The sequence below is a fragment of the Chlorobaculum tepidum TLS genome (assembly GCF_000006985.1).
In the GTDB taxonomy this organism is placed as follows: domain Bacteria; phylum Bacteroidota; class Chlorobiia; order Chlorobiales; family Chlorobiaceae; genus Chlorobaculum; species Chlorobaculum tepidum.
Genome location: NC_002932.3, coordinates 1,194,517 through 1,219,265, shown reverse-complemented (window position 1 = coordinate 1,219,265; position 24,749 = coordinate 1,194,517). Strand labels below are relative to the sequence as shown.

At 57.2% G+C, this 24,749-nt stretch carries 18 protein-coding genes and 4 tRNA genes; 17 read left to right on the top strand and 5 right to left on the bottom strand.

The annotated features are described in order from the left end of the window. Positions 1 to 174 precede the first annotated feature (174 nt). The 3 genes from bchI (at position 175) to bchH (ending at position 7,311) form a co-directional block, all read left to right on the top strand. Positions 175 to 1,353 carry a magnesium chelatase ATPase subunit I gene (gene bchI / locus AYT24_RS05875; protein WP_010932966.1) on the top strand — a complete coding sequence of 393 codons (1,179 nt, stop codon included), beginning with the start codon at positions 175 to 177 and terminating at the stop codon, positions 1,351 to 1,353. After that, positions 1,350 to 3,212 (top strand): magnesium chelatase ATPase subunit D, encoded by a 1,863-nt coding sequence (gene bchD, locus AYT24_RS05870; protein WP_010932965.1) that lies wholly within the window; start codon positions 1,350 to 1,352, stop codon positions 3,210 to 3,212. Before bchI ends, bchD begins: the two co-directional genes overlap by 4 nt. A 283-nt stretch (positions 3,213 to 3,495) precedes the next feature. Beyond that, complete coding sequence (gene bchH / locus AYT24_RS05865; protein ID WP_010932964.1) at positions 3,496 to 7,311, top strand: magnesium chelatase subunit H; 3,816 nt, start codon at positions 3,496 to 3,498, stop codon at positions 7,309 to 7,311. A 105-nt stretch (positions 7,312 to 7,416) separates the two neighbouring features. Here bchH and AYT24_RS05860 read toward each other — a convergent pair whose 3' ends face one another. Next, on the bottom strand, positions 7,417 to 8,523 hold the full coding sequence (locus AYT24_RS05860) for a DUF1615 domain-containing protein (RefSeq protein ID WP_010932963.1): 1,107 nt from the start codon (positions 8,521 to 8,523) through the stop codon (positions 7,417 to 7,419). Between the two features lie 189 nt (positions 8,524 to 8,712). Beyond that, positions 8,713 to 10,197, bottom strand: a complete 1,485-nt coding sequence (gene guaB, locus AYT24_RS05855; RefSeq protein ID WP_010932962.1) for an IMP dehydrogenase — start codon at positions 10,195 to 10,197, stop codon at positions 8,713 to 8,715. Between the two features lie 176 nt (positions 10,198 to 10,373). Between guaB and AYT24_RS05850 the strand changes: the two genes are divergently transcribed. The 3 genes from AYT24_RS05850 (at position 10,374) to AYT24_RS05840 (ending at position 10,723) form a co-directional block, all read left to right on the top strand. Further along, positions 10,374 to 10,464: transfer RNA gene (locus AYT24_RS05850), tRNA-Ser, on the top strand. A 74-nt stretch (positions 10,465 to 10,538) separates the two neighbouring features. Then, positions 10,539 to 10,621, top strand: a tRNA-Ser gene (locus AYT24_RS05845). 12 nt (positions 10,622 to 10,633) lie between these two features. Beyond that, a tRNA-Ser gene (locus AYT24_RS05840) sits at positions 10,634 to 10,723 on the top strand. 143 nt (positions 10,724 to 10,866) lie between these two features. On the opposite strand, the gene AYT24_RS05835 is transcribed toward AYT24_RS05840, so the two are convergent. After that, on the bottom strand, positions 10,867 to 11,241 hold the full coding sequence (locus AYT24_RS05835) for a UbiA family prenyltransferase (protein ID WP_010932960.1): 375 nt from the start codon (positions 11,239 to 11,241) through the stop codon (positions 10,867 to 10,869). Between the two features lie 284 nt (positions 11,242 to 11,525). On the opposite strand from AYT24_RS05835, the gene AYT24_RS05830 reads away from it, so the two are divergent. The 7 genes from AYT24_RS05830 (at position 11,526) to AYT24_RS05800 (ending at position 19,287) form a co-directional block, all read left to right on the top strand. Next, the gene (locus AYT24_RS05830; protein ID WP_226986773.1) at positions 11,526 to 11,912 is read left to right on the top strand and encodes a methylated-DNA--[protein]-cysteine S-methyltransferase; all 387 of its coding nucleotides are present in this window, start codon (positions 11,526 to 11,528) and stop codon (positions 11,910 to 11,912) included. Positions 11,913 to 12,053: 141 nt separating this feature from the next. After that, a complete protein-coding gene (locus tag AYT24_RS05825; RefSeq protein WP_010932957.1) occupies positions 12,054 to 13,244 on the top strand; it encodes an efflux RND transporter periplasmic adaptor subunit in 1,191 nt (396 codons plus the stop codon). A gap of 12 nt (positions 13,245 to 13,256) precedes the next feature. Then, positions 13,257 to 16,448 (top strand): efflux RND transporter permease subunit, encoded by a 3,192-nt coding sequence (locus tag AYT24_RS05820; protein ID WP_010932956.1) that lies wholly within the window; start codon positions 13,257 to 13,259, stop codon positions 16,446 to 16,448. Further along, positions 16,445 to 17,872, top strand: a complete 1,428-nt coding sequence (locus AYT24_RS05815; RefSeq protein WP_010932955.1) for an efflux transporter outer membrane subunit — start codon at positions 16,445 to 16,447, stop codon at positions 17,870 to 17,872. The genes AYT24_RS05820 and AYT24_RS05815 overlap by 4 nt, the downstream gene beginning before the upstream one ends. Before the next feature lie 15 nt (positions 17,873 to 17,887). Further along, entirely contained in the window at positions 17,888 to 18,319 is a 432-nt protein-coding gene (locus AYT24_RS05810) for an SRPBCC domain-containing protein (protein ID WP_010932954.1), read from the top strand. A 103-nt stretch (positions 18,320 to 18,422) separates the two neighbouring features. Then, positions 18,423 to 18,638 carry a hypothetical protein gene (locus tag AYT24_RS05805; protein WP_010932953.1) on the top strand — a complete coding sequence of 72 codons (216 nt, stop codon included), beginning with the start codon at positions 18,423 to 18,425 and terminating at the stop codon, positions 18,636 to 18,638. A gap of 79 nt (positions 18,639 to 18,717) precedes the next feature. Beyond that, the gene (locus tag AYT24_RS05800) at positions 18,718 to 19,287 is read left to right on the top strand and encodes a DUF4410 domain-containing protein (protein ID WP_010932952.1); all 570 of its coding nucleotides are present in this window, start codon (positions 18,718 to 18,720) and stop codon (positions 19,285 to 19,287) included. Positions 19,288 to 19,852: 565 nt separating this feature from the next. On the opposite strand, the gene AYT24_RS05795 is transcribed toward AYT24_RS05800, so the two are convergent. Next, a tRNA-Val gene (locus AYT24_RS05795) sits at positions 19,853 to 19,929 on the bottom strand. A 166-nt stretch (positions 19,930 to 20,095) separates the two neighbouring features. On the opposite strand from AYT24_RS05795, the gene AYT24_RS05790 reads away from it, so the two are divergent. Beyond that, positions 20,096 to 20,332, top strand: coding sequence for a hypothetical protein (locus AYT24_RS05790; RefSeq protein ID WP_010932949.1), 237 nt, complete (start codon positions 20,096 to 20,098; stop codon positions 20,330 to 20,332). Between the two features lie 4 nt (positions 20,333 to 20,336). Here AYT24_RS05790 and AYT24_RS05785 read toward each other — a convergent pair whose 3' ends face one another. Further along, on the bottom strand, positions 20,337 to 22,469 hold the full coding sequence (locus AYT24_RS05785; RefSeq protein WP_010932948.1) for a thioredoxin domain-containing protein: 2,133 nt from the start codon (positions 22,467 to 22,469) through the stop codon (positions 20,337 to 20,339). 297 nt (positions 22,470 to 22,766) lie between these two features. Between AYT24_RS05785 and AYT24_RS05780 the strand changes: the two genes are divergently transcribed. The 3 genes from AYT24_RS05780 (at position 22,767) to AYT24_RS05770 (ending at position 24,687) form a co-directional block, all read left to right on the top strand. Next, complete coding sequence (locus AYT24_RS05780) at positions 22,767 to 23,621, top strand: bifunctional methionine sulfoxide reductase B/A protein (RefSeq protein WP_010932947.1); 855 nt, start codon at positions 22,767 to 22,769, stop codon at positions 23,619 to 23,621. A gap of 107 nt (positions 23,622 to 23,728) precedes the next feature. Continuing rightward, on the top strand, positions 23,729 to 24,322 hold the full coding sequence (locus tag AYT24_RS05775) for a DUF134 domain-containing protein (protein ID WP_010932946.1): 594 nt from the start codon (positions 23,729 to 23,731) through the stop codon (positions 24,320 to 24,322). Further along, entirely contained in the window at positions 24,319 to 24,687 is a 369-nt protein-coding gene (locus AYT24_RS05770) for a NifB/NifX family molybdenum-iron cluster-binding protein (protein ID WP_010932945.1), read from the top strand. The genes AYT24_RS05775 and AYT24_RS05770 overlap by 4 nt, the downstream gene beginning before the upstream one ends. Positions 24,688 to 24,749: the final 62 nt, after the last annotated feature.

Genomic DNA, 24,749 nt, shown 5'->3' with positions numbered 1-24,749 from the left:
CCTGGTTTTTTGTGAGTTTTTTATCGTGTCGCATTCGTGAAAAGCGTTTGTTATCTCTATGCTAAAAGCATAAATTCAAAGTTCATTATTTGATTTTCGTCTTAACCAAGCCAGCCCTGCCGGGAAAACCGTGATCGGCGAAGCCCGGGTCGGGTACTAACCAACCAATCGACTATGACCCAGACTGCCAACGCCGCAAAAAAAACCACTTCAACCAAGGCATCGGCCGCCAAGGAAGCCAAGGTAAAGGTAACTGCAGAAGAAAAGGCTGTGACTGAAGTCAAGAAGCCGGCTGCAAAAAAGAAAAGTGCCCTGGCATTTCCCTTCACTGCCATTGTCGGGCAGGAGGAGATGAAGCTCAGTCTGATTCTCAATATCATCGATCCGAGGATCGGCGGCGTTCTAGTTATGGGTCATCGCGGTACCGGCAAGAGCACGACCGTTCGCGCGTTGGCCGAGGTGCTTCCGCTCATTCCGCGCGTCAAGGGTGATATTTACAACCGCACCGTCGAACAGTATATCGAGATGGAGGCTGCCGGAAAAGGCGCTCCGGCCATCAAGCCCGAGGATGTCGAGACAGAACTGATTCCCGTGCCGGTGGTTGACCTTCCGCTTGGTGCTACCGAAGACCGCGTTTGCGGCACCATCGACATCGAAAAGGCGCTTACCAGCGGCGTCAAGGCTTTTGAGCCTGGTCTGCTTGCCCAGTCCAACCGCGGTTTCCTCTATATCGACGAGGTCAACCTTCTCGATGACCACCTGGTTGACGTGCTGCTCGACGTGGCCGCCAGCGGCAAGAACGTGGTTGAACGCGAAGGTATCAGTATCCGCCACCCCGCCCGTTTCGTGCTGGTCGGTTCGGGCAACCCGGAAGAGGGCGAGCTTCGTCCGCAGCTTCTCGACCGTTTCGGTCTCCACGCCCGCATCACCACCATCAACGACGTTGCCAAGAGGGTGCAGATCGTCAAGCTCCGCCGTGAGTTCGACGAGGATCCGGAAGCCTTCATGAAGAAGGTCTCTCGTGAGCAGCAGAAACTCCGGAAAAAGATCGTCGCCGCCCAGCAGCTTCTTCCGCAGGTTACGATGGACGACGCGGTGCTTACCGACATTGCGAAGCTTTGCATGAACCTCGGTATCGACGGTCACCGCGGCGAGTTGACCATCACCCGTACCGCTCACGCCTATGCCGCCTGGGAGGGTGACAAGAAGGTGACCATGAAGCACGTTCGCGAAATCGCCGGTCTCTGCCTTCGCCACCGCCTTCGCAAGGATCCGCTCGAAACCGTCGATGCGGGAGAGAAGATCGATCGCGAACTCGCAAAAGTACTGGGAGAGGCCGAAGCAGCAGCATGATAGCATTTACCGACATTGTAGGAATGGATCTGGCCAAGCAGGCGCTCATGCTCTTGGCCGTCGATCCCTCCCTTGGCGGTGTCGTGATTCCTTCGACCGTAGGTTCGGGAAAATCGACGCTCGCAAGGGCATTTGCCGACATTCTGCCTGAAGGCACTCCCTTTGTGGAGCTGCCGCTGAACGTGACCGAAGACCGTCTCATCGGCGGCGTCGATCTCGAAGCCACCCTTGCTTCAGGCCAGCGTGTCGTGCAGCACGGTGTGCTTTCAAAGGCGCACAAGGGCGTTCTCTATGTCGATTCGCTCAGCCTGCTCGACAGCTCCGCCGTGTCGCACATCATGGACGCCATGAGCCGTGGCGCGGTGATCGTTGAGCGCGAGGGACTCAGCGAGGTGCATCCGGCGGACTTCATGCTGGTTGGCACCTACGACCCGAGTGATGGCGAGGTGCGCATGGGCCTGCTCGACCGCATCGGTATTATTGTGCCGTTCACACCGGTGAACGACTATCGCGCCCGCAAGCAGATTGTCAGTCTCGTGATGGGCACGCGTAACGAAGAGGATACGCAGGATGAACTGCGCATGCTTCGCGGCATCATCGGCGCGGCAAGGGAGCAGTTGCATCACGTCTCGATTACCAACGAGCAGATCAAGGGTCTTATCCAGACCGCCATCAGCCTTGGCGTCGAGGGCAACCGCGTCGATATTTTCGCGATCCGTGCTGCCATCGCCAACGCTGCGCTCAACCAGCGTACCGAGGTGGACGACGAAGATCTGAAGCTCGCCATGAAGCTGGTGCTGGTGCCGAGGGCGACCCGTATGCCCGAGCGCGAACCCAACCCCGAGGAGATGGCCCAGGACGAGCCGCCGCCGCAGGAGGAGCAGCCGCAGGACGAAGCCGAGGATCAGAACGCACCGCCGGACGAGGCCGACTCCGATGCCGACGAGGAGCAGGAGGAGACTCCCGACATGATCGAGGAGTTGATGATGGATGCCGTTGAGACCGAACTGCCCGACAACATCCTCAACATCTCGCTCGCTTCCAAGAAGAAGGCAAAAAGCGGCAGTCGAGGCGAGGCGCTGAACAACAAGCGAGGCCGCTTCGTGCGTTCGCAGCCGGGCGAAATCAAGAGCGGCAAGGTCGCCTTGATTCCGACGCTGATTTCCGCCGCACCGTGGCAGGCATCGAGAAAAGCCGAGCAGGCAAAAAAGGGCATTAAGTCTACGGCTGCACTCATCATCGGCAAGGATGACATCAAGATCAAGCGTTTCCGCGACAAGTCCGGCACGCTCTTCATCTTCATGGTGGACGCGTCCGGCTCGATGGCGCTGAACCGCATGCGCCAGGCCAAGGGCGCGGTGGCGAGCCTGTTGCAGAACGCTTACGTGCATCGCGACCAGGTTTCGCTGATCTCGTTCCGTGGCAAGCAGGCGCAGGTGCTCCTGCCACCATCGCAGAGCGTGGATCGCGCCAAACGAGAGCTTGACGTGCTGCCGACTGGGGGCGGAACTCCGCTTGCCTCGGCCTTGCTTACCGGCTGGGAAACCGCCAAGCAGGCGCGCGCCAAAGGTATCACGCAAATCATGTTCGTCATGATCACCGACGGTCGCGGCAATATTCCGCTGGGTGCTGCATACGATCCCAACGCGACCAAAGCGTCCAAGGAGGAGCTTGAAAAAGAGGTCGAAGCATTAGCCCTCTCCATCCAGGCCGATGGCATCGCCTCGATTGTGGTCGATACCCAGATGAACTACTTGTCACGAGGCGAAGCACCCAAGCTCGCGCAGAAACTCGGTGGCCGGTACTTCTACCTTCCCAACGCCAAAGCTGAACAGATCGTCGAAGCTGCGTTGAGCTGACCTGTCTTCTTTGTCATTTGCCGTCTCGCTGTAAAGCGGGACGGCATGATGGCTTCTTTTACTCCGAATCGGAACTTTGTAGTACCCCGCCATCCTCTTTTAACTCAATAGCCTCATTGCTTATCAGTCTGTATCGCGTCAAACCTGTACTCCATCACGAACAAATATAGATGGTGGCGCTTAGGAATTAATTCCTGCTTTTATACATTAAATGAGCGTCGACAGGGCAGGAGTTTGCCTGTGGTCGCACGCTTACCATTAATGTGTACAGACAAACCCCGTCATGGCACAAAGACGTAAAATCACGGCGATTGTGGGTCTCGAGCAGTACAATGCCGGGCTCTGGAGGAAAATCAAGAGCATGCTCGACAAAGATGCCGAGCTGGTTCAGTTGAGCGATGTCGATCTCGAAAAGCAGAATCCCGAGGCGGCCAAGGCCATCCGGGAGGCCGACTGCGTGTTTATGAGCATGATCAACTTCAAGGAGCAGGTCGACTGGTTCAAGGAGCAGCTCAATCAGGGAACCAACGAGAAGACCATCTTCATCTTCGAGTCGATGCCTGAGGCGATGGCGCTCACCAAGGTTGGGAGTTATCAGGTCACAGAAGGGAAGTCGGGTATGCCGGACATGGTGAAGAAGATCGCCAAGATGCTGGTCAAGGGGCGCGACGAGGATGCGCTCTACGGCTACATGAAGCTGATGAAGATCATGCGCACCATCCTGCCGCTGGTGCCGAACAAGGCGAAGGATTTCAAGAACTGGTTGATGGTCTACTCCTACTGGCTCCAGCCGACGCCGGAGAATATCGTCAACATGTTCCGCTTGATTTTGCGCGAGTATTTTGACTCGAATGTCAAGGTGGAGCCTATTGTCGATGTGCCAAACATGGGACTCTACCATCCCGACGCGAAGGAGTACTTCAAGGATGTGAAGAGCTTCAAAAGCTGGTCGAAGAAGCGTGGCGTGAACTTTGACAAGTCGCAGAAGATGGCCTTGCTCTTCTTCCGCAAGCATCTGTTGCAGGAAAAAACCTATATCGATAACACCATCCGCACACTCGAAAAGCATGGCTTGAACGTGTTCCCGGCTTTCGTAATGGGCGTCGAGGGGCACGTTCTCGTGCGCGACTGGTTGATGAAAGAGAAGATCGACCTCTTGGTGAACATGATGGGGTTCGGTCTCGTCGGTGGCCCGGCAGGTTCGACCAAACCCGGCACGGCAGCCGAGGCGCGGCACGAGATTCTGACCGGTCTCGATGTGCCCTACATGGTTGCCCAGCCGCTGCTGGTGCAGGATTTCGAGTCGTGGCACGAACTTGGCGTTTCGCCGATGCAGGTGACCTTCACCTACTCGATTCCTGAGATGGACGGCGCGGTGGCACCGGTAATTCTCGGCGCGTTGCAGGACGGGAAGGTCGAGACCGTGCAGGAGCGGCTCGACCGGCTGGCGATTCTTTCCAAAAAATGGATGCGCCTGCGGGCCACCCCAAACCGCGACAAGCGAGTGGCGCTGGTGGTGTACGACTATCCGCCAGGCCTCGGCAAGAAGGCGACGGCGGCCCTGCTCGACGTGCCGACCACGCTTCTGCGGATTCTGGAGCGTCTAAAGAAAGAGGGCTACAACGTCGGTACGCTGCCCGAGTCGCCCGAGAAACTTTTCGAGATGCTTGATCGCGCGACCGATTACCAGATCATGCAGAACAAGCCGGAAGCCATCAAGGTGAGCCGCGAGAAGTACAATGAGCTGGTCACCTACCACGAGCGCGAGCGCATCGAGGAGCGCTGGCAGGCCTTCCCCGGCGAGATCGCGCCGATTGGCTCCGACGAGGTGTTCCTCGGCGGCTTGCGGCTCGGTAACATCTACATCGGTGTGCAGCCGCGTCTCGGCGTGCAGGGCGACCCGATGCGCTTGATTTTTGACAAGGCCAACACGCCTCACCATCAGTACATCTCCTTCTACCGCTGGATCAGCCGCGAGTTCGACGCGCACGCGCTCGTTCATGTGGGAATGCACGGCTCGGTCGAGTGGATGCCAGGCCTTCAGACCGGCCTGACCGGCGAGTGCTGGCCCGACGCGCTGCTCGGCGAGGTGCCACATTTCTACATCTATCCGGTGAACAACCCGAGCGAATCGACCATCGCCAAGCGCCGCGGACTGGCCACGATGGTCTCGCACGTGGTACCGCCGCTGGCCCGCGCCGGCTTGTACAAGGAGCTGCCTGCGCTGAAGGAGCTGCTTGCCGACTATCGCGAGCGCAACCAGGCTCAGGGTGAGGATGTCGAACAGGTGCAGGAGGCGATCATGACCAAAGCTGAGCTGCTCAACCTGACCGACGACTGTCCGCGCCGTCCCGACGAGCCGTTCAGTGACTTTGTCAGCCGCCTTTACATCTACATCGTCGAGCTGGAAAACCGCCTCATCTCCAACTCGCTGCATGTCTTCGGTGAGGCGGGGCCGCTCGAATCCCAGATCATCACGATCACCGAGACCATCAAGAATCGCGGCGAAAACGGCCGCTCGCTGCCTTACATCTTTATCGATACCTCTGGCAAAAACGGCCACTACGGCAGTTACGAGGAGATTTCGAGCCTGTCGCGCAAGGGCGACGAAGCCGCGATCAAACTTCGCGAGTGGGCCGAGAACGCCTGCCGCGAGTTCGTCAAGCAGACGATGTTCGACCGCAAGAATCCGCTACAGGCGTTCGAGTTGGTGACTGGTGGAAGCCGGATGCCGGAGGAAGACAAGCCCTTCATCCAGCGCATCATTCAGGAGGGCGCGATGATGATTCAGGCGCTCAGCGACAACAGCAGCGAAATGAACTCGCTCGTCAAGGTGCTCGAAGGCGGCTACATTTCCTCTGGCCCCGGCGGCGACCTGGTGCGCGACGGCATGAACGTGCTGCCGTCTGGTCGCAACATCCACTCCATCGACCCGTGGCGCATCCCGTCCGAGACCGCCTTCAAGCGAGGCACCCTGATTGCCGATGGCCTGATCGCCAAGCATATCGCCGAGAACGACGGGCAGTATCCCGAAACCATTGCCGAGGTGATCTGGGGTCTCGACACCATCAAGACCAAGGGTGAAGCGGTGGCCGTGGTGATTCGGCTCATGGGCGCGGAACCGGCCTACGACGCTTTTGGCAAGATCAGCCACTACAGCCTTACGCCGCTCGACAAGCTCGGCCGTCCGCGCATCGATGTGCTGATGCAGCTCAGCCCGATCTTCCGCGACGCTTTCGGCATTCTGATGGATCAGCTCGACCGCCTTGTCAAGGACGCCGCCAAGGCTGACGAGCCGCACGAGATGAACTACATTAAAAAGCACGTTGATGAAGCGCTGGCCGAGGGGATGGATTTCGAAGCCGCTACCGCCCGCCAGTTTACGCAGGCTCCGGGTTCTTACGGAACCTATGTCGATGACATGATCGAGGATTCGGCGTGGGAAAACGAGGGTGACCTCGACGATCTCTTCATTCGCCGCAACAGCAGCGCGTATGGCGGCGGGCGCAAGGGCGAAAAGCAGCCCGAGATTCTGCAGAAACTGCTCGGCTCGGTCGATCGCGTGGTGCATCAGGTGGACTCCACCGAGTTCGGTATTTCCGATATCGACCACTACTTTTCGTCGTCGGGTTCGCTCCAGCTCGCCGCCAGACGCCGCAACACAAAGACCTCGGACATCAAGCTCAACTACGTCGAGTCGTTCACCTCGGACATCAAGCTCGACGAGGCTGACAAATTGCTACGCGTCGAGTACCGCTCCAAGCTGCTTAACCCGAAGTGGTTCGAGGGGATGCTCAAGCACGGCCACAGCGGCGCGGGCGAAATCAGCAATCGTGTTACCTACATGCTCGGCTGGGACGCCGTCACCAAGAGCGTGGACGACTGGGTCTATAAAAAGACTGCCGAAACTTACGCCCTTGACCCCGAAATGCGCGAACGCCTCGCCACGCTCAACCCGCAAGCGATCAAGAACATCGTGGGCCGGATGCTCGAAGCGCACGGACGCGGCATGTGGAAAGCCGACCAGAGCATGATCGACGAGCTTCAGGAGATCTATGCTGATCTGGAGGACAGGCTGGAAGGCATGGCCGACGAGTAATTGATAATTGACAGTTGATAATGGATAATTAGGGGCGGACCTGTGTGTCCGCCCTTAGAGCGTAATACCGCGCGTTATCTGATCTGTCCGATATTCCTGGTCGCCTCAAATGCTCGTTCTCATGCAGTGATTGTACCTTGACTTCACCCGTTCGGCGAACCATTTCGTGGAGAGGTTCTTGCTGACGAATTTTGGGCTGTTGAGCGGGATGTCGGGCAGCACGGCATAGATCGGGTGGCCATATTTTTTCTTGTACAGTTCCGAGAGCGTTTTGTACGACCAGGTCTCCTCGAAATCATAGCTTTTTTCCTGCTGGAAATCTTTCATCACCTTTTTTTCATCGAACCCGATGCCCTTGTCTTTCAAGAAATTGATGAAGGTGACATACGTGACCGACGGCGTTGCATTGCCGTTTTCATAGCTTAGCAGGTCGCCGTCCGTATCGACCATTCTGTGTGTCAGCCGGCCAAGCATCTTCTGGAATCCGGCGTTCCTGCTGGTGTAGTGGCCCGCGTTGAAATCGGCGAACACATATTTCCAGTCGTCGTAGTTGTGTTTGTAGTCGAGCAGGTAGGCCGTGCCATAAAAGACGCCTCCCTTGCAGGTGTAAAGCATGTCGCGCACGCTGCCGCCACCGGCGTTCCGGGGTTTTTTCGGGTACTCTTCGGCGAACTTCACCGACACCTGCATCGAACCGGCGGTGGTGATCAGATCACTCGCATCCTTTTTGAGCACGAGCAAAATCGGCTTGGTGACGCTTGCCGAGGTGAACTCGTCGTACCACTTCTCGAAATCGAGTTCGCTCTGGATCGAGTCGATATTTTCGCGAAATGTTCGTCCGTTTGAGGCGGTTTGATCAAGCCTGGTTTCGATCAGGAGCCTCAGCACCTCGTTCGATTCGGCTGCCTCGATCTTTTTACGCAGAATGCTCGCCATGCGTGAGTTTTTCGGCGAGATCGAAAAGGCGCTGACCTGCGAAATGACGGCGCAAACAGCACTGACATGCTCCTTGTCCACTGGCTGCCCCAGCTCTTCAAGGCTTTCTTTTATCGCTCTGGCCCAGATGTCGGGCGAAGGGTTGTTTGGTCTCGATGCACGCACCAGTTTTTCGACCTGCTTTTCTGACAAACCGGAATCGGTAATTCCCGAACAGGCCGACAGGATGAGGGCAAGTATCAGCATGATGGGAGTCAGGCGGTTGGCTCTGAGCATGATTTGGCTTCTTGACTGGAGAGAGTTGGTAAAAAACGGGTTTCGCTGTTTCGTCGAAAAGGCGTTACCTCTTTCAAAATAATCATTTTTCCGATTAGACTGATCCGGCAGATATTGGCGATCTTTTTTCGCCAAAACCAGAAAACCCCGGCATTGAACCGGGGTTTTCGAGTGTGGTGTGCTGGATTCTTATGCAGAGGTCGAGTAGTTCGGTGCTTCTTTGGTTATCATCACATCGTGCGGGTGGCTTTCGCGGAGGCCAGCAGAGGTGATGCGTACGAAACGGGTGTTCTCTTTTAGCTCCGTGATGGTTCTGACGCCGCAGTAGCCCATCGCGGATTTCAGGCCGCCGATGAGCTGATAAACCACCTCGTCGAGCTTCCCTTTGGCCGGAATGCGGCCTTCGATGCCTTCGGGAACATACTTTTTTGTCTCCGCCGAAACATCCTGGAAGTAGCGGTCGCTGCTGCCTTCCGGTTCGGACATCGCACCCAGTGAACCCATGCCGCGGTACGCCTTGAAGCGGCGGCCTTCATAAAGGATGGTTTCACCGGGGCTTTCGTCAGTGCCCGCGAAGACGCTGCCCATCATCACCGAATCCGCGCCAGCCGCGAGTGCTTTGGCGATGTCGCCGCTGTACTTGATGCCGCCGTCCGCGATGAGCGGAATGTCGGTTTTTTTCGCCTCTTCAGCGCACTTCATGATAGCTGTGAGCTGCGGCATTCCGACGCCAGCCACGATGCGCGTGGTGCAGATACTGCCCGGCCCGATGCCCACCTTGACGGCGTCGGCGCCGGCCTTGACCAGATCCCTGACCGCTTCCGGCGTCGCCACGTTACCCGCGATCACCTGGAGTTCCGGATATTTCTGCTTGATGGTAGCCACCATGTCGAGTACTGCCTGGCTGTGGCCGTGCGCTGTATCGACCGCCACGACATCCACCCCCGCTGCGACCAGCGCATCGACGCGCGACATCGTGTTTGCGCGGATGCCGACTGCCGCGCCCGCCCGGAGCCGACCCTGCGAGTCCTTGCAGGCGTCGGGGCACTGCTTGCGCTTCTGAATGTCTTTGAAAGTGATGAGGCCTTTGAGATAGCCGTTATCGTCGATGATGAGGAGTTTCTCGATCTTGTTCCGCATGAGAATATCCTCGGCGGTCAACAGGTCGATACCCTCTTTGGCCGTGACGAGGTTAGTCGTCATGATGGTAGTGATTTTCTCGTCGGATGATGCAGTCATGCGCAGGTCACGGTTGGTGACGATGCCTTTGAGCAACAGGCAGCCTTCGGGGGTCGGATGCTCGACGACCGGAATGCCTGAAATCGAGTGACGGATCATCAGGTCGATAGCATCCTGGATAGTCGCGTCCTCGAACAGATGGATGGGATTGCGGATGATGCCGCTCTCGAAACGCTTGACTTTTGCAACCTGCCGTGCCTGTTCGTCTATGGAGAGATTCTTGTGGATGATGCCGATACCGCCTGCCCGGGCGAGAGCAATGGCCAGTTCGGCTTCGGTGACCGTGTCCATGGCGGCACTCACCAGCGGAATGTTGACTTCGATCTGGCGGGTCAGACGCGACTTGACGACCGTCTCTTTGGGTAGTACGTTGGAATATGCGGGTACGAGCAACACGTCATCGAAGGTCAGCGCATCATAGAGGATTTTGTCCATGGGGTGCCTGGTTAAGAGATTGCGGCAAAAATGAATCCGCCAATTTACGAAAGTGAGCACGGATTGACAACGCTGAGGAGCATGAGAAGTGTGTGGCAGGTGATTTTTCTTTGCCTGAAAAGGGGTGTGGAGTTTTAAAAAACGAAAACGAGTTGTACATTACGTGCTTTATAAACGGAGAGATCGCATAGTTGGTCTAGTGCGCTCGCCTGGAAAGCGGGTAGGGTGTAACAGCCCTCGAGGGTTCGAATCCCTCTCTCTCCGCCAGGAAAATGATTGTGATTTTCTGCTGGCAATGTTCGGGTAAATCACTATCTTCTTACCCGTTCTTTACATACGATGGAGGATTAGCCTAATTGGTAAGGCAGCAGTCTTGAAAACTGCCGGGTTTGCGCCCTTGGGGGTTCGAGTCCCTCATCCTCCGCACCAAAGTTCAGGAGAGGTGGCCGAGTGGCTGAAGGCACCGGTTTGCTAAACCGACGTAGTTCGATTAGAGCTACCGAGGGTTCGAATCCCTCCCTCTCCGCTGAATAGAAAAAGCTTCCGGCCACCCTGGAAGCTTTTTTTGTTTCATGTTCTCATCTTGTCTGGGTTGGCATCGTAAAGTCCAGTTGTCTTGGGGGAAGCTATCAGATCATGCTGCCCCTAAGACCATATCCAACAATAGCGTCATCCCGTGACCAGCCGGATGACGATCAGCGCGAGTACCGTTGCGGTTCCGGCGAGGTAGATGCTGTGGATGTACCGGAGTTTCTGCTGCGTTCGTGAGTCGAGCAATTGCAAAACCGACCAGATGACAACGGCATCAAAGGCGATGATCGGCAAGAGACAGAGCCAGCCGAACCATCCGGCGGCGAATGGCACGGCGCTGCCAGCGATCACCAGTGCGAAAACACTTGCGGAAATGCGCATCGCCTGCCTGGCTCCGAAAATGATGGCGAGCGAACGGGAGCCGGTTCTTCGGTCGCCCTCGACGTCGAGCGCATCCGCCGCATGGTTGCCTGAGGAGCAGAAAACGATGATCGGCCAGATGGATCCGCTCAAACGGGTGGCCCTTCCGGAAGCGGTTGCTGGAGCGGTATTTGCCGCAGCCTCTGACCACTCTGGTGCTTTGTGACCGGCAGCTACATCCCGGTTTCGGGCGGGTTGTTGATGCTGTCAGAGGGATGGAGGAGGATGAAAAGAATTTATGCAATGCCAATTAACGGACACCACAAATGCAGCAAGAGTCCATACTGACCAATTACAGTTCGTTTTCCTGCCGGCGTATGCCTGTGGGGCTGATCGGAATCAGGGCGCATGGAGGGCGGGTTACTGATCTATTATTCATGCACGTAGAGCCGTCAACGGCTCTTAGCGCTCCGGGCTCGCGGTTGATCGATGAGGCTTTTCAGCAGCTCGAAGCGTGGTTTTCGGGACGGTTGCGGGAGTTTGCATTGCCATTGGTCGAGCCTCGATCCGCATTCGAGCGGCGAGTTCGGGAGGCGATGCTTGCCATTCCGTATGGGCAGACGGCTTCGTATGGCGAACTGGCGGCAGCGATTGGCTCGCCGGGTGCTGCGCGGGCGGTAGGCGCGGCGTGCGGACGCAATCCGCTGCCGGTTATCGTGCCATGTCACCGGGTACTTGGAGCGGGAGGCCGGATTGGTGGGTATCGAGGCGGTACGGAAATGAAACGGTGGCTGCTCGATTTCGAACGCAGGAATTCCGGGTAAGTAACATCTTGCCGGTGACTTCGCGGGCTGGAATCCTCTTCGTTTTTTTCACAAATGTTAAATCCTCTTTTGATTTTTTCGTTATATAGGTTGGCTCTCAACCTTTCTTTTATTCGGTTTTTTTAGTCATACTGATACTCCATGAACACGATTCCCGCTCTTCGCAACCGCTTCTCCCTGCTGGCGCTTGGCGCGCTTCTCGGTTCATTTCTGCTCCTGCCGGGTTGCGGCAAGAAGCAGGACGGCCCGAAGCAGATGCCTCCTGCCCTGCCTGCGATGAAAGTCGAGCTTTCTTCCGCCTCTGTCACCACCGACTACTCCGTCAGGCTCGAAGGTCTGGCCGACGCGGAGATCAGGCCGCAGGTGGATGGAATGTTGCAAGCGATTCTGGTCAAAGAGGGCGATTTGGTCAAAAAGGGGCAGCCGCTTTTCAAGATCGACGATTCGGTCTATCGTGAGCAGTACAACACGGCGCTGGCCGCGCAACGCGCCGCCGAGGCGCAGGCGGCAGTGGCAAAGGTGAACGCCGAGAAGCTGGTGCCGCTGGTCGAGAACAAGGTGGTTGCACCGGTGCAGCTCACCACAGCCAAAGCACAGGAGCAGGCGGCAAGAGCGCTGGCGGCGCAGGCGGCGGCTTCGGCACGGTCGGCGGCGATCAATCTCGACTATACGGTGATCAAGGCCCCGGTGGCCGGCTATATCGGTCGCATTCCCTACCGGCAGGGCAATCTGCTCACCAAAAATCAGGCCGCCGCGCTGACGACACTTTCGGACGTGAACCGCATGTATGCGGTCTTCAGCATCAGTGAGGCCGGTTTCGCCGACTTCAAGAAACTCTATCCCGGCGCGACGCTCCAGCAGAAAATCGACGCCGTGCCACCGGTCAAACTGACACTCTCCGATGGAACCGTCTATCAGCATGACGGCAAGCTCGAATCGATCAGCGGCGACTTCGACGCCTCGACCGGCTCGATCCGCTTGCGCGTGTCGTTTCCCAATCCGGAAGGCTTTCTGCGTAGTGGTAACTCCGGCACGGTGAGCCTTAGCTCCAACTACAATCATGTTATCCTCGTGCCGCAGTCGGCCACGGTCGAGTTGCAGGACAAGGTGATGGTGACGCTGCTGAAGCCGGGCAACAAGGTGATGAAGCAGGTGATTTCGGTCGCGGGGCGGAGCGGCCCGAACTACATCGTCAGCGAGGGGCTTAAGCCGGGCGACGTGATCGTGACCGCGGGTATCGAGCGGTTGCAGGACGGCATGGTCATCAAGCCGCTCTCCGCAGCTGCGCCGGGCGCACCCGCACCGGCGGCGCAGACTCCGAACGCACGCTAAACCGCAGGGCATATGTTTGAACGTTTCATCTCCCGCCCTGTGCTGGCGACCGTCATTTCGGTCATCCTCGTGATTCTCGGTCTGGTCAGCATGAGGCAGCTTTCGATCACCCGTTTCCCTGACATCGCTCCGCCGAGCGTTTCGGTGACGGCGAGTTATCCCGGCGCGGACGCCGAAACCGTCGGCCGTACGGTGGCTCCGCCGCTCGAAGAGGCGATCAACGGCGTCGAGAACATGACCTACATGACCTCGACTTCGTCGAACGACGGTTCGCTCTCCATCAACGTTTTCTTCAAGCAGGGCACTGATCCCGATCAGGCGGCGGTGAACGTGCAAAATCGCGTGGCGCAGGCTACCAGCCAGCTTCCCACCGAGGTGAACCAGATCGGCATATCAACCATCAAGCGCCAGAACAGCCAGATCATGCTCATCAATCTGGCCAGTAATGTCAAGGCTTTCGACGCGACCTTCCTGCAGAACTATGCCAAAATCAACATCGTCGATGACCTGGCCCGAGTGCCGGGGGTCGGGCAGGTGTCGGTCTATGGCAAGATGGATTACTCCATGCGCGTCTGGCTGCGTCCGGCGCAGATGGCTGCTTACGGCTTGTCACCGCAGGAGGTGTCGGCGGCGATCCAGAGCCAGAACCTTGAAGCCGCTCCCGGTCAGTTTGGCGAGATGAGCGGCGAGCCGATGCAGTACGTAATGAAGTACCGCGGCAAGTTCCAGCGCCCGGAGGAGTACGAGAACATCGTGATTCGCGCCAACCCCGATGGCTCGCTGCTTCGCCTCAAGGACATTGCCCGCGTCGAGTTCGGCGCGTACAGCTACACGGTCAACTCCAAGGTCAACGGCAAGCCGGGCGTGGTGATGGCGGTCTATCAGTCTCCCGGCTCCAACGCCAACGAGGTCGAGACCCAACTGCGCAAGGTGCTCGAAAAGGCGTCGCAGAACTTTCCGACCGGCATCGAGTATTCGATTCCGTTCAGCTCCAAAAAGGTGGTCGATGAGTCCATCGCGCAGGTGCAGCACACGCTGATCGAGGCGTTCCTGCTCGTGTTTCTCGTGGTGTTCCTCTTCTTGCAGGATTTCCGCTCGACCCTGATTCCTGCCATCGCCGTGCCGGTGGCGATCATCGGCACCTTCTTCTTCATGAACCTGTTCGGCTTTTCGATCAACGTGCTGACGCTCTTCGGCCTGGTGCTGGCCATCGGCATCGTTGTTGACGACGCCATTGTGGTGGTCGAGGCGGTGCACGCCAAGATCGAGGAGAAGCAGTGGCCGGCCAAGATCGCCACGGTCTCGGCGATGCGCGAAATCACAACGGCCATCGTGACCATTACGCTCGTCATGGCCTCGGTCTTCCTGCCGGTGGGATTTCTCGAAGGTTCGACTGGCGTCTTCTACCGTCAGTTCGCCTTCACGCTCGCCATCGCGATCCTCATCTCGGCGGTTAACGCCCTGACCCTCAGCCCGGCGCTTTGCGCGATTTTCCTGACAGACCTGCACAAGCATTCGAAAGAGAAGCACTCGCGCTTCGGCGGTTTCGGCGGGCGCTTTGTCAAGGGCTTCAACGCCGGGTTTGATGCGGTGCGCCAGCGCTACACCGGTATTCTCGACTACTTTATGCGCAACCGGAAGGTGGCATTCATCGGTCTTGCGCTGGTGACCGCCGTGTCGTTCTGGATGTTCAAAACCACGCCGACCGGCTTCATTCCCGACGAAGACAACGGCTTCGTGATCGTATCGGTTTCCACGCCGCCCGGCGCGTCGATGGCTCGTACGCAGGCGGTGACGGATCGGGCGGACAACATTCTGCGCACTATGCCCGCGATCAAGAAGGTGATCTCCGTGACCGGCATCAACATTCTCACCCGCAGCTCGTCGCCCTCGGCTGGCCTGATGTTCATTCAGCTCAACGATCTGAAGGAGCGAGGCAAGGTTCGAGACATCAAGGCGATTCTCGGGCAGGTCAACGAAAAGCTTGCGCCGATCAAGGATGCCAACTTTTTCGTGCTCTCCATGCCGACAGTGCCCGGTTTCGGCACGGTGAGTGGTCTGGAAATGGTGCTGCAAGACCGTAGCGGCGGCGACCTGCACAAGTTCGAGGATGTGGCCAAGGGCTTCATCGGCGCACTGATGCAGCGGCCCGAAATTGCCGTGGCTTTCACCACCTTCAAGGCGAGCTATCCGCAGTATGAGCTGGTGGTCGATAACGTCAAGGCCGCCGATCTCGGCGTGAACGTCAAAGAGCTGATGACGGTCTTGCAGGCCTACTACGGCAGTCAGCAGGCCTCCGATTTCAACCGTTTTGGCAAGTATTTCCGTGTCGTGATGCAGGCCGAGCGGGGTGATCGCCGGACGCCCGATTCGCTGAATGGCATTTTCGTCAAGAATGCCAGTGGCGAAATGGTGCCAGTCAGCTCGATCATCAGTTTGAAGCGCGTCTATGGCCCGGACGCCGTCGATCACTTCAACCTCTTCAACGCCATATCGATCAACGCCATGCCTGCTCCTGGTTACAGCACCGGTCAGGCGATCCAGGCGGTGGACGAGGTGTCGCGCACCAGTCTTCCGGCGGGTTTCACCTACGACTGGAAGGGGCAGAGCCGCGAGGAGATCGAATCCTCCGGCGGTCTTTTTTTCATTTTCCTGCTCTCGGTGGTGTTTGTCTATTTCCTGCTTTCGGCGCTTTACGAGAGCTACCTTTTGCCGTTTGCCGTCATGTTCTCCATTCCGACCGGCCTGCTCGGCGTTTTTCTCGGCATCAAGCTGGCGGGGATCGAGAACAATATCTACGTGCAGGTGGCCATCATTATGCTCATCGGTCTTTTGGCCAAGAACGCAATCCTGATTGTCGAGTTCGCGCTCCAGCGGCGCGTGGCTGGTATGCCGCTCGTCGAAGCGGCGATGGAAGGCGCGAAAGCGAGGCTGCGCCCGATTCTGATGACTTCGCTGGCCTTTGTGGCGGGTTTGATTCCACTGCTCTTTGTGACCGGCCCGGCAGCGATGGGCAACCACTCGATTGGTGCGTCGGCCATCGGCGGCATGTTCGTCGGCATGGTACTCGGCATCATGGTGGTGCCGGTGCTTTTCGTGGCCTTCCAGGGCTTGCAGGAGCGCTTCACCGGCCCGGCGGCGGAGATTGTCGAAGCCGGAACCTTGCTTGAAAAGCAGTTGAAGAAGGATGGTTCGCACGAATGAAAAAACGCAATCAAGTGATGAAACGCGCGGTGCCGCTGTTGTTGATGACGCTTCTCGCCACCATCGGCCTGACGGCGTGCAGCCCGGTCGGGGAGTATCGCCGTCCCGAAGTCAGGCTTCCGGAGAGCTATCCGGGGCAGACGGCAGCGGGCAAGGAGATGGCGGCGGTGCCCTACCGGAAGTTTTTCGCCGATCCCGATCTGCTCGAACTGATCGATAGCGCCGTGGAGAATAACCACGATTTGCTGATCGCGATGAAGAACATCGATTACGCGGGTAAAACGCTCGATGTGGCGAAGTTGTGGTTTCTCCCGGAGGTCGATCTGAGCGCCACCTACGACTACTCGCGGGGCTCCCGCAACAGCGCTTCGGCTCTGAAGGGGCAGGCTCGCACCAGCCGGAACTATACGGCGCAGCTCAACGTCTCGTGGGAGGCGGACATCTGGGCGAAGCTGCGCAACGCCAAAAAGGCCGCCGTCGCCGAGTATCTCCGCAGCGCCGATGTGGCGCGGGCCGTGCGCACAACCCTCGTTTCGAATGTCGCTCAGGGGTACTGGAACCTCAAGATGCTCGACGAGCAGATTGATATCACAAAGCGCAATATCGCGCTGGCCGACACGACGCTCACCATGATGCGCTTGCAGTTCGACGCGGGCAACGTCACCAGCCTTGCCGTCGATCAGCAGGAGTCGCAGTTGCTCTCGGCGAAGGCCACCCTCCCGAAGCTGGAGGCATCGCGCACCGCACAGGAGAACGCGCTCTCGATTCTCGCCGGACGGATGCCTGGCACGCCGATCAGGCGGAGTACCGGATACGCGCCCTTCGTGATGCCCGATTCCCTCGGTGCGGGCGTGCCGCTCGCGCTGCTTTCGAACCGCCCCGACGTTCGCGCTGCCGAGGAGTCGCTCATGGAGGCGCACGCGCTCACCGGTGTCAACAAGGCGATGATGTACCCGTCGATCACCATTACGGCGCAGGGCGGGCTGAATGCCATCGAGTCGAGCAAGTGGTTCTCGACGCCCGGCTCGCTCTTCAACGCGCTTCAGGGTTCGCTTTTGCAGCCGATATTCCAGCACGGCCAGCTCAAGGCGCAGTACGAGCAGTCGAAGATCAAACGCGACCAGGCCGAGCTGACCTTCCGCAAAACGCTCCTGGTCGCCGTGGGCGAGGTCTCGAATGCGCTTGCGCAGGTCGAGAAAACCGGCGAGCAGGAGACGTTCGCCAAGGCTCGCGTGGCTGCCTTGCGCAAGGCGGCGGGCAATTCGCGCCTGCTCTTCAACAGCGGCATGGCGACCTACCTCGAAGTGATCGCCGCCGAAAGCTCGCTGCTTCAGTCGGAGCTGGAACTTGCCGACGTCCAGCGCAGCCGCCTCTCCGCGATTGCCGACCTGTACCGTGCGGTTGGCGGCGGCTGGCGGGAGTGATGGCGGGGAAGTCAGATGACGACCATCCGTACGGAAATCGTTATCGATGCGTTGCCGGAGCAGGTCTGGGCGGCGCTGACCGGCTTCGGCAGTTATGGTGCGTGGAATCCGTGTGTTCGGAGAATTGATGGAAATGCCGGGGTGAATCAAATCCTTCACATTGCCATCCGGTTTGGATGGCTGCCACCAATCAGCTTCAGGGCGCGGATTGACTGCTTCAGCCGGGATACAATTTTTGGCTGGCGAGCCTCATTTCTTTTCGGATTTCTGGAGGGCCGCCACTGGTTCGAGCTGCATCCGCTCGACGCCGGACGTACATTGTTCGTTCATTGCGAGACTTTCAGCGGTGTTCTGGCATCCCCGTTTTTGGCGTTGATGTCGGGGCTTGTCCGGCAAAGTTACGAGGCGATGAACCGTGCGCTGGAAACCATTGTTGAGGAAAAGTAACCTGCCGATGCTTGCAATAGGCGGTTACTTTTGTGGTATATTTTAGCGCAGATGTAGAAATGCGGTTTGTTGTTGCTGACAAACGAATCCAAACTGTACGGAAATGATACGAAAAACTGTTAAGACCGTCGGAACGGCGTTTGTATTTTCGCCATTCGGAATGCCGCTCCTTGTGCATGGCGCCGCCGGGCTGCTTGTTGGAGCCGTTGGTCTGAACCTGCTCAACGGTGTTATCAACGATGTCAAGAGCGCTGGAGACATTTTGCAAAAAGAGATGAGCAAACCCAGCGACCGGCAGCAGGACGAAGAGCCGGAATGAACCGGTTATTTTCTTTTTTCAGTTTTGTAGTACCGTAGTGCCTGAAATAACATAAACTTAAATATTCAGAGAGGTTAACATGAAAAAACTGTTTATTCTGTTCGCATTTGTTTTCCTTGCTGCCTGTGGCTCTACCAGCAGTATTCAGGACAAGGAAGGAAAAAGTACCAAGATCGATTTGTCAATGTATGACAATGTCGTGATTCTCGATTTTACTGACGCAACAAAGAAACACAACATGCCAGCTTTTGCAGGCAGAAATTTTGCTGACCGGATTGCTGCCAGTGTAAAGGAAAAAGGTGTGTTCAAGGTAGTGTCAAGGGAGCCGCTGGCTGACAAAAGCATTGTTGTGTCAGGAACTATCACAAAATATGAGGAGGGCAACGGTGCTCTTCGTCTGTTGATTGGTTTTGGTGCCGGAAGCTCTTATTTCAATGCCAATGTACATTTTACCGATTCGTTAAATCAACAGGAACTGGGAAAAGTTTTTGTTGACAAACAAAGCTGGGCTTTGGGGGGTATTGCAGCATCGACACAAACTGTTGATGGGTATATGAATGAAGCCGCGAAAAAAATCGCTAAAGAGCTGGCCGATGCAAAAAATTATCACTGTGAACCAAACACATCAGCTCAGACAGAAACAAAATAAAATCCTTTTTCTCATCGCTTTTTTCCGGATTATTATCCTGATGGCGATGATGAGCTTTTTTTATTGATCGATTTGAGGCTTTTCCGGTACTGACGCTGAAACAGCCTCTTTTTTTCTAAGCGCCAAACTTTGGCATGTTTCTTTTTCGTCATGCGTTTGCAACTTTCATTTGAAAGCTTGATGGGATTGGATGTTGATCTGCATGAGTATTTATTTGCTCGTCTCCGGCATGGTCAAATCAGCTGCCATCACCTCGATCGTCGGCTTTTCGTCGTCAACCAGAGTGCTCTTGACGTGCCGTCTTTGAGCTGAACTCTCTTTGCTTGCCGTCACCCGGCGCTGAATCCGGACTGGTGAGAGCTAATTTCCTTTGGCGGTGGCTTTTTTCGTTATATTTAAAAATATTGTAGCGTGTCTGGCGCAGCAGTTGAAGGGGGGCAGGTAAGTCTCGAAGAAACTGGATCCTTTTCCGATAGTTGTCGGGACTGGCGTACAGGATTGCGGCGTTCAGAATGATCGAGGGAGGAGCTGAGTGTTGAGATCGGCTGAAAAGGCATGGGAGAAGTGGTGGACAATGTAGGATTCGAACCTACGACCTCTCGCGTGTGAAGCGAACGCTCTAACCAACTGAGCTAATTGTCCTCAAAAATGAGGAGGTAATGTAGGATTTGGTGACCACTTTTGCAACGGCTTGTGTGATTTTTAAGGTGATCAGCGCTGTTTTTTGCTGACCCGGGTCGATGAAGATGACTTCAGAAATGCGTGAAAAGATATTTCACTTCCAACGTCTAAACCAAACCACTCAAATATGGAACGGGAACCAATCCAGGGCAATGTGCTGAAGACCGCCGCGACCGTCGCGGGGGCTGGGGCACTGTTGTCACCTGCCGGTTTGCCGATTTTGCAGGGGATTGCCGGTATCGCCGTTGTCGGTCTCGGCATCTTTGCTGCCGGAACCGCCGCCATGAAGGTCGGCGAAATGATCTCCAGCGGGTTTGGTCAATCCAAACCACAGCAGGAAGAGGAGGATTCACCTTTCCTCTGATTTTTCAGTCAAAGGCAAAGCTGCCCAGCGCGGCATCGAGTGATTCCGCATTACGGATGGCGGGCTGGCAGCTTCCGCCGGCACAGAGGTATGCCGCAGGTTCACCTTTGTGCATCTTTCCGATCGCTGCCGCTTCAGGCAGCAACGCTTCACACGTTTCATCAGCATGGATCACCGTCAGCTCGGGCCGGTTGTGGCGGAAGGCTGTTGCGACGAGCTTCGCCAACGCAGGATTGCCGCGCTTGCCCGCGAAGATGATCTGAACTGGCGATGCGGTGGCGATTTGCCTGGCGACAAGCAGCAGCGGGAGGGCCGACGGGTTCGCGTCGAGCGTGCCGCTGAAGTGGCGTATCGTGCGCAGGGCGATGGTGCGAAATTCGTCGCGCCCGGTGATGGCGGCGAGGCGCAGATAGTTGAGCGCGTTGACCGAATTTGCCGACGGCTCGGCGTTGTCGTTGTCCTCGATCATGCGCAGCGGCACGCTGTGGTCTTCAACCGCCGTGCTGTAAAACACGCCTGCCTCTTGGTCGAAAAACCGCTCGATCTGCGCCTCGGCCAGCTTGATAGCGGCGCGGAGCCAATCCGAGTCGAATGATGCCGAGTAGAGGTCGAGCAGCCCCAGAATCAGGCAGGCGTAGTCGGCGGCCTTGCCCTCGATGGCGGCTTGGCCGTCGCGGTAGCGTCGAAGCAGTTTGCCGGATTTGGAGTCGCAGAGCGTGTCGAGAATGAATCGCGCCGCGCGTTCAGCGGCTTCGAGCAGCGTTGTATCGCCGAGAACGAGCGAGCCTTTGGCCAGCGCGGAGAGCATGAGGCCGTTCCATGAGGTCAGAATTTTGTCGTCGAGGCCTGGCCTTGGTCGTTTTTTCCTCGCTTCAAACAGCTTCTTTCGGGCGCTGTTGAGTCGTTTTCCGACTGTCTCAATCGGAATTTCGAATGTTCCAGCCAGCTCGTTATCCGACATTGTGCGGATGAGGATGTTTTTGCCGGTGAACTCGCCGTGCGGATCGAATGGAGCGTTGCCGTCGCTCCGAATTCCGTACGTCGCGATGAACAGCGTTGCCTCTTCGGGGTCGAGCAATCCGGTGATCTCCTGTTCAGTCCAGAGGTAAAAAGCCCCTTCCCGCTTTTCGCCGCTTCCATAGGGATCAAGACTGTCTGCATCCTCCGCCGACCAGAACGCTCCTTCGGGGGAAGTCATGTCGCAGAGCACGTAATGAAAAATGTCGCGGGCGGTGTTGGCGAACAGCTCATCGCCGCTTGCCTGATAGGCTTCGAGGTACGAGGCGGCGAGCTGGGCGTTGTCGTAGAGCATCTTCTCGAAGTGGGGCACGTGCCAGAAGCGGTCGGTAGAGTAGCGGGCGAATCCGCCGCCGCCGAGTCCGGCAACGCCGAGATGGTCGTGAATGCCGCCCGCCGCCATCTTGCGCAGCGTCAGAAGCGCCATGTCGAGCGCGTGGCGGTTGCCGGTCGCGACGGCGTGGCTGAAGAGAAATGAGAGCACCGCCGGCCGCGGGAACTTCGGCTCTCCGCCGAAGCCGCCCCATTCGGCGTCGAAGCCCCGTTCCAGCGCCGCAAGGCAAGCGCTCGCGTGGGCGTCCGTCACTTCGTCCGTTCCCTCCTGCGGGCGGGTGAGGCCGGAGAGTTGATCCATGATCGATCCTGCGGAGGCCAGAAGCCGAGGCCGGTCGTGCTCCCACAAGTTCGCGAGATGTTCGAGCACCGAACGGAACGACGGCATTCCCCAGCGCTCCGTGGCGGGGAAGTAGCTGCCACCGAAAAAGGGCTTGAGGTCGGGCGTCATCCACACCGACATCGGCCAGCCACCTCTGCCGGTGGTCGCCTGCACGAACATCATGTAGAGATGATCGACGTCGGGATGCTCTTCACGGTCGAGCTTGACCGGCACAAAATGGCGGTTGAGCAGCGCGGCGGTTTCGGCGTTTTCGAACGACTCGTGCTCCATGACGTGGCACCAGTGGCAGGTGGAGTAGCCCGAGGAGAGGAAGATCGGGCGTCCGGTTTCCCGTGCTCTGCTGAATGCCTCTTCGCCCCACGGATGCCAATCGACGGGGTTCCACGCATGTTGGAGGAGGTAGGGGCTTTTCTCGCGAATGAGCTTGTTCGGCTGCTTTTCCATAACGGGCAGGTTTGATTGCGTTCGTTGTTTGTACAACGCGCGTTCTTCTCCTGAGCGTTCACAAGCTGGAAACAATCTGCCACGCAAGAGGGTTGAAGAGAGGTGTGAACGATGCATGATGAATGTGGAGAGCCGCTCGGTGGCTTGTCCGCTCGGAACAATGATCTTTTTATTATGAAATCGATGCCGTTCAGAATTTTATCCATCATTTTGGTTTTACTCCTGGCGAGCTGTAGTGCCGGGTCTGTGGACAAGACTGTTACGGCGCCAGCAACAACAACCCAGAAGGAGGCTTCAATGAAATACAAGACGCTCACCCCTGAAGAGAAGCGGGTTATCATCGACAAGGGCACCGAAAGACCATTCAGTGGCAAGTACTACCTGACCAAGGAGAAGGGGGTGTACCAGTGCAAACAGTGCGGTGCGGATCTTTTCCGGTCGGATGCCAAGTTCGATTCGGGCACCGGCTGGCCGAGTTTCGACGATGCCATTCCGGGTGCGGTCAGGCAGGAGACCGACCGGGACGGAATGAGGATCGAGATTCTCTGTGCCAATTGCGGAGGGCACCTGGGGCATGTTTTCTACAATGAAGGTTTTACCTCAAAAAACGCCCGCTATTGCGTCAACTCGGTGTCGCTCTCCTTCGAGCCTTCGGACAAGCCTGCTACGGCAACCGAAAAGGCGGTGTTCGCGGGCGGATGCTTCTGGGGCGTCGAGTACCATTTCAAGAAGATGAAAGGAGTGCTTTCGACTACGGTTGGCTACACGGGCGGCAAAACCGCTCATCCCACCTATGAGCAGGTGTGCAGCGGTCGCACCGGTCATGCCGAGGCGATCGAGGTGGAGTTCGATCCGTCCGTTGTCAGCTACGAGGAGCTGGCAAAGCTCTTTTTCGAGATTCACGACCCGACGCAGGTTGACCGGCAAGGCCCCGATGTTGGCGAACAGTACCGCTCAGCGGTCTTTTACCAGAACGACCAGCAGAAAAAAATAGCCGAGGCGCTGATCGAGCAGCTTAAAAAACGGGGGTACGACGTGGTAACCAGTGTGGAAAAAGGGGGGGAGTTCTGGCCGGCGGAGCTCTACCATCAGGATTATTACGAAAAGACAGGGCATAAGCCCTACTGCCATATTTATCAGAAGCGGTTTTAAGGTGATTAGGGGCGGCTCTTGTGGCTGCCCTGTTTTTTTGTGGGCTTGACATCCCGCTTTTTTTTGTTAAATTATTGGCATATGCTAATAATTGCTGACTAAAAAAAATGCCCAGACCACAGAAATGCAGGGCTATCGCCCAAGATCCGGAGTATCGCGTTTTCGGGCCGTTTTGCGTCGGAAAACGCGAGGATGAGGCGCTGGTGATGAGCTTCGACGAGTTCGAGGCGATCCGGCTAGCCGACGTGGAGGGGTTGTATCAGGAGGAGGCTGCCCGGCAAATGCAGATTTCACGCCAGACCTTTGGCAATATCCTCGCTTCGGCGAGGAAAAAACTGGGCGAGATGCTTGTGCTGGGAAAAATGTTAAACGTAAAAGGAGGAAATATTATGATTTCACAAGAGGAAAGAATTTTCGGATGCGCCGCCTGCGGTCACCAGTGGTCGCTGCCATATGGCATTGCGCGACCGGTGGAGTGCCCGTCCTGTTCGAGTCAGAACATTCATCGCATGTCGCCAGGCGGTGGTTTTGGCGGCGGACGGCGCGGCGGAGGAAAGTGTCGTGGCTTCCGAAGCGGGCTTGACCGGGGGCCGGGCCACGGCGAAGGACGCTGCCAGGGTGAAGGACACGGTAATGGCAATGGCAACGGCAATGGACAGGGCCGGATGCGCCGCAATCAGCAAGAGGGAGGTGAGGTATGAAGATCATCATTCCGCTCGACGAGTACAGCGGCCCGGGTTCGCAAGTGTGCGATCATTTCGGTAGCGCGCCATTTTTCGCGACTGTCGATATGGTTTCGGGCGAAGTCAGTATCATCGACAACCAGAACGCGCATCACGACCACGGCCAGTGCACCCCGGCCGACAGCTTGGCGGATATGGGGGCCAGCGCCATCGTGGTCAAGGGCATCGGCCCGAGAGCGGCAGCGAAAATGCAGAGCCTCGGTATGGATGCGTACATGGCTGGGTCAGCCCGGACGCTGGCCGATGTGATCGAACAGTTCGGCAGCGGTATCCTCAACAAACTCGACGTGCAGCAAACCTGCCAGGGTCACGGATGCGGGTGAAGAGAATTATGAATTGAAGATTCAATAGGGCGGACTTTTGTGTCCGCCCTTTGCTTTTTTGC

Coding starts and splice junctions, on each gene's coding strand:
- AYT24_RS05815 (WP_010932955.1), top strand. CDS start 16,445: ATGAAAAAACGCAATCAAGTGATGAAACGCGCGGTGCCGCTGTTGTTG.
- AYT24_RS05830 (WP_226986773.1), top strand. CDS start 11,526: ATGCACGTAGAGCCGTCAACGGCTCTTAGCGCTCCGGGCTCGCGGTTG.
- bchD (WP_010932965.1), top strand. CDS start 1,350: ATGATAGCATTTACCGACATTGTAGGAATGGATCTGGCCAAGCAGGCG.
- bchH (WP_010932964.1), top strand. CDS start 3,496: ATGGCACAAAGACGTAAAATCACGGCGATTGTGGGTCTCGAGCAGTAC.
- AYT24_RS05770 (WP_010932945.1), top strand. CDS start 24,319: ATGAAGATCATCATTCCGCTCGACGAGTACAGCGGCCCGGGTTCGCAA.
- AYT24_RS05790 (WP_010932949.1), top strand. CDS start 20,096: ATGGAACGGGAACCAATCCAGGGCAATGTGCTGAAGACCGCCGCGACC.
- AYT24_RS05785 (WP_010932948.1), bottom strand. CDS start 22,469: ATGGAAAAGCAGCCGAACAAGCTCATTCGCGAGAAAAGCCCCTACCTC.
- bchI (WP_010932966.1), top strand. CDS start 175: ATGACCCAGACTGCCAACGCCGCAAAAAAAACCACTTCAACCAAGGCA.
- AYT24_RS05805 (WP_010932953.1), top strand. CDS start 18,423: ATGATACGAAAAACTGTTAAGACCGTCGGAACGGCGTTTGTATTTTCG.
- AYT24_RS05810 (WP_010932954.1), top strand. CDS start 17,888: ATGACGACCATCCGTACGGAAATCGTTATCGATGCGTTGCCGGAGCAG.
- guaB (WP_010932962.1), bottom strand. CDS start 10,197: ATGGACAAAATCCTCTATGATGCGCTGACCTTCGATGACGTGTTGCTC.
- AYT24_RS05780 (WP_010932947.1), top strand. CDS start 22,767: ATGAAATACAAGACGCTCACCCCTGAAGAGAAGCGGGTTATCATCGAC.
- AYT24_RS05775 (WP_010932946.1), top strand. CDS start 23,729: ATGCCCAGACCACAGAAATGCAGGGCTATCGCCCAAGATCCGGAGTAT.
- AYT24_RS05860 (WP_010932963.1), bottom strand. CDS start 8,523: ATGCTCAGAGCCAACCGCCTGACTCCCATCATGCTGATACTTGCCCTC.
- AYT24_RS05800 (WP_010932952.1), top strand. CDS start 18,718: ATGAAAAAACTGTTTATTCTGTTCGCATTTGTTTTCCTTGCTGCCTGT.
- AYT24_RS05820 (WP_010932956.1), top strand. CDS start 13,257: ATGTTTGAACGTTTCATCTCCCGCCCTGTGCTGGCGACCGTCATTTCG.
- AYT24_RS05825 (WP_010932957.1), top strand. CDS start 12,054: ATGAACACGATTCCCGCTCTTCGCAACCGCTTCTCCCTGCTGGCGCTT.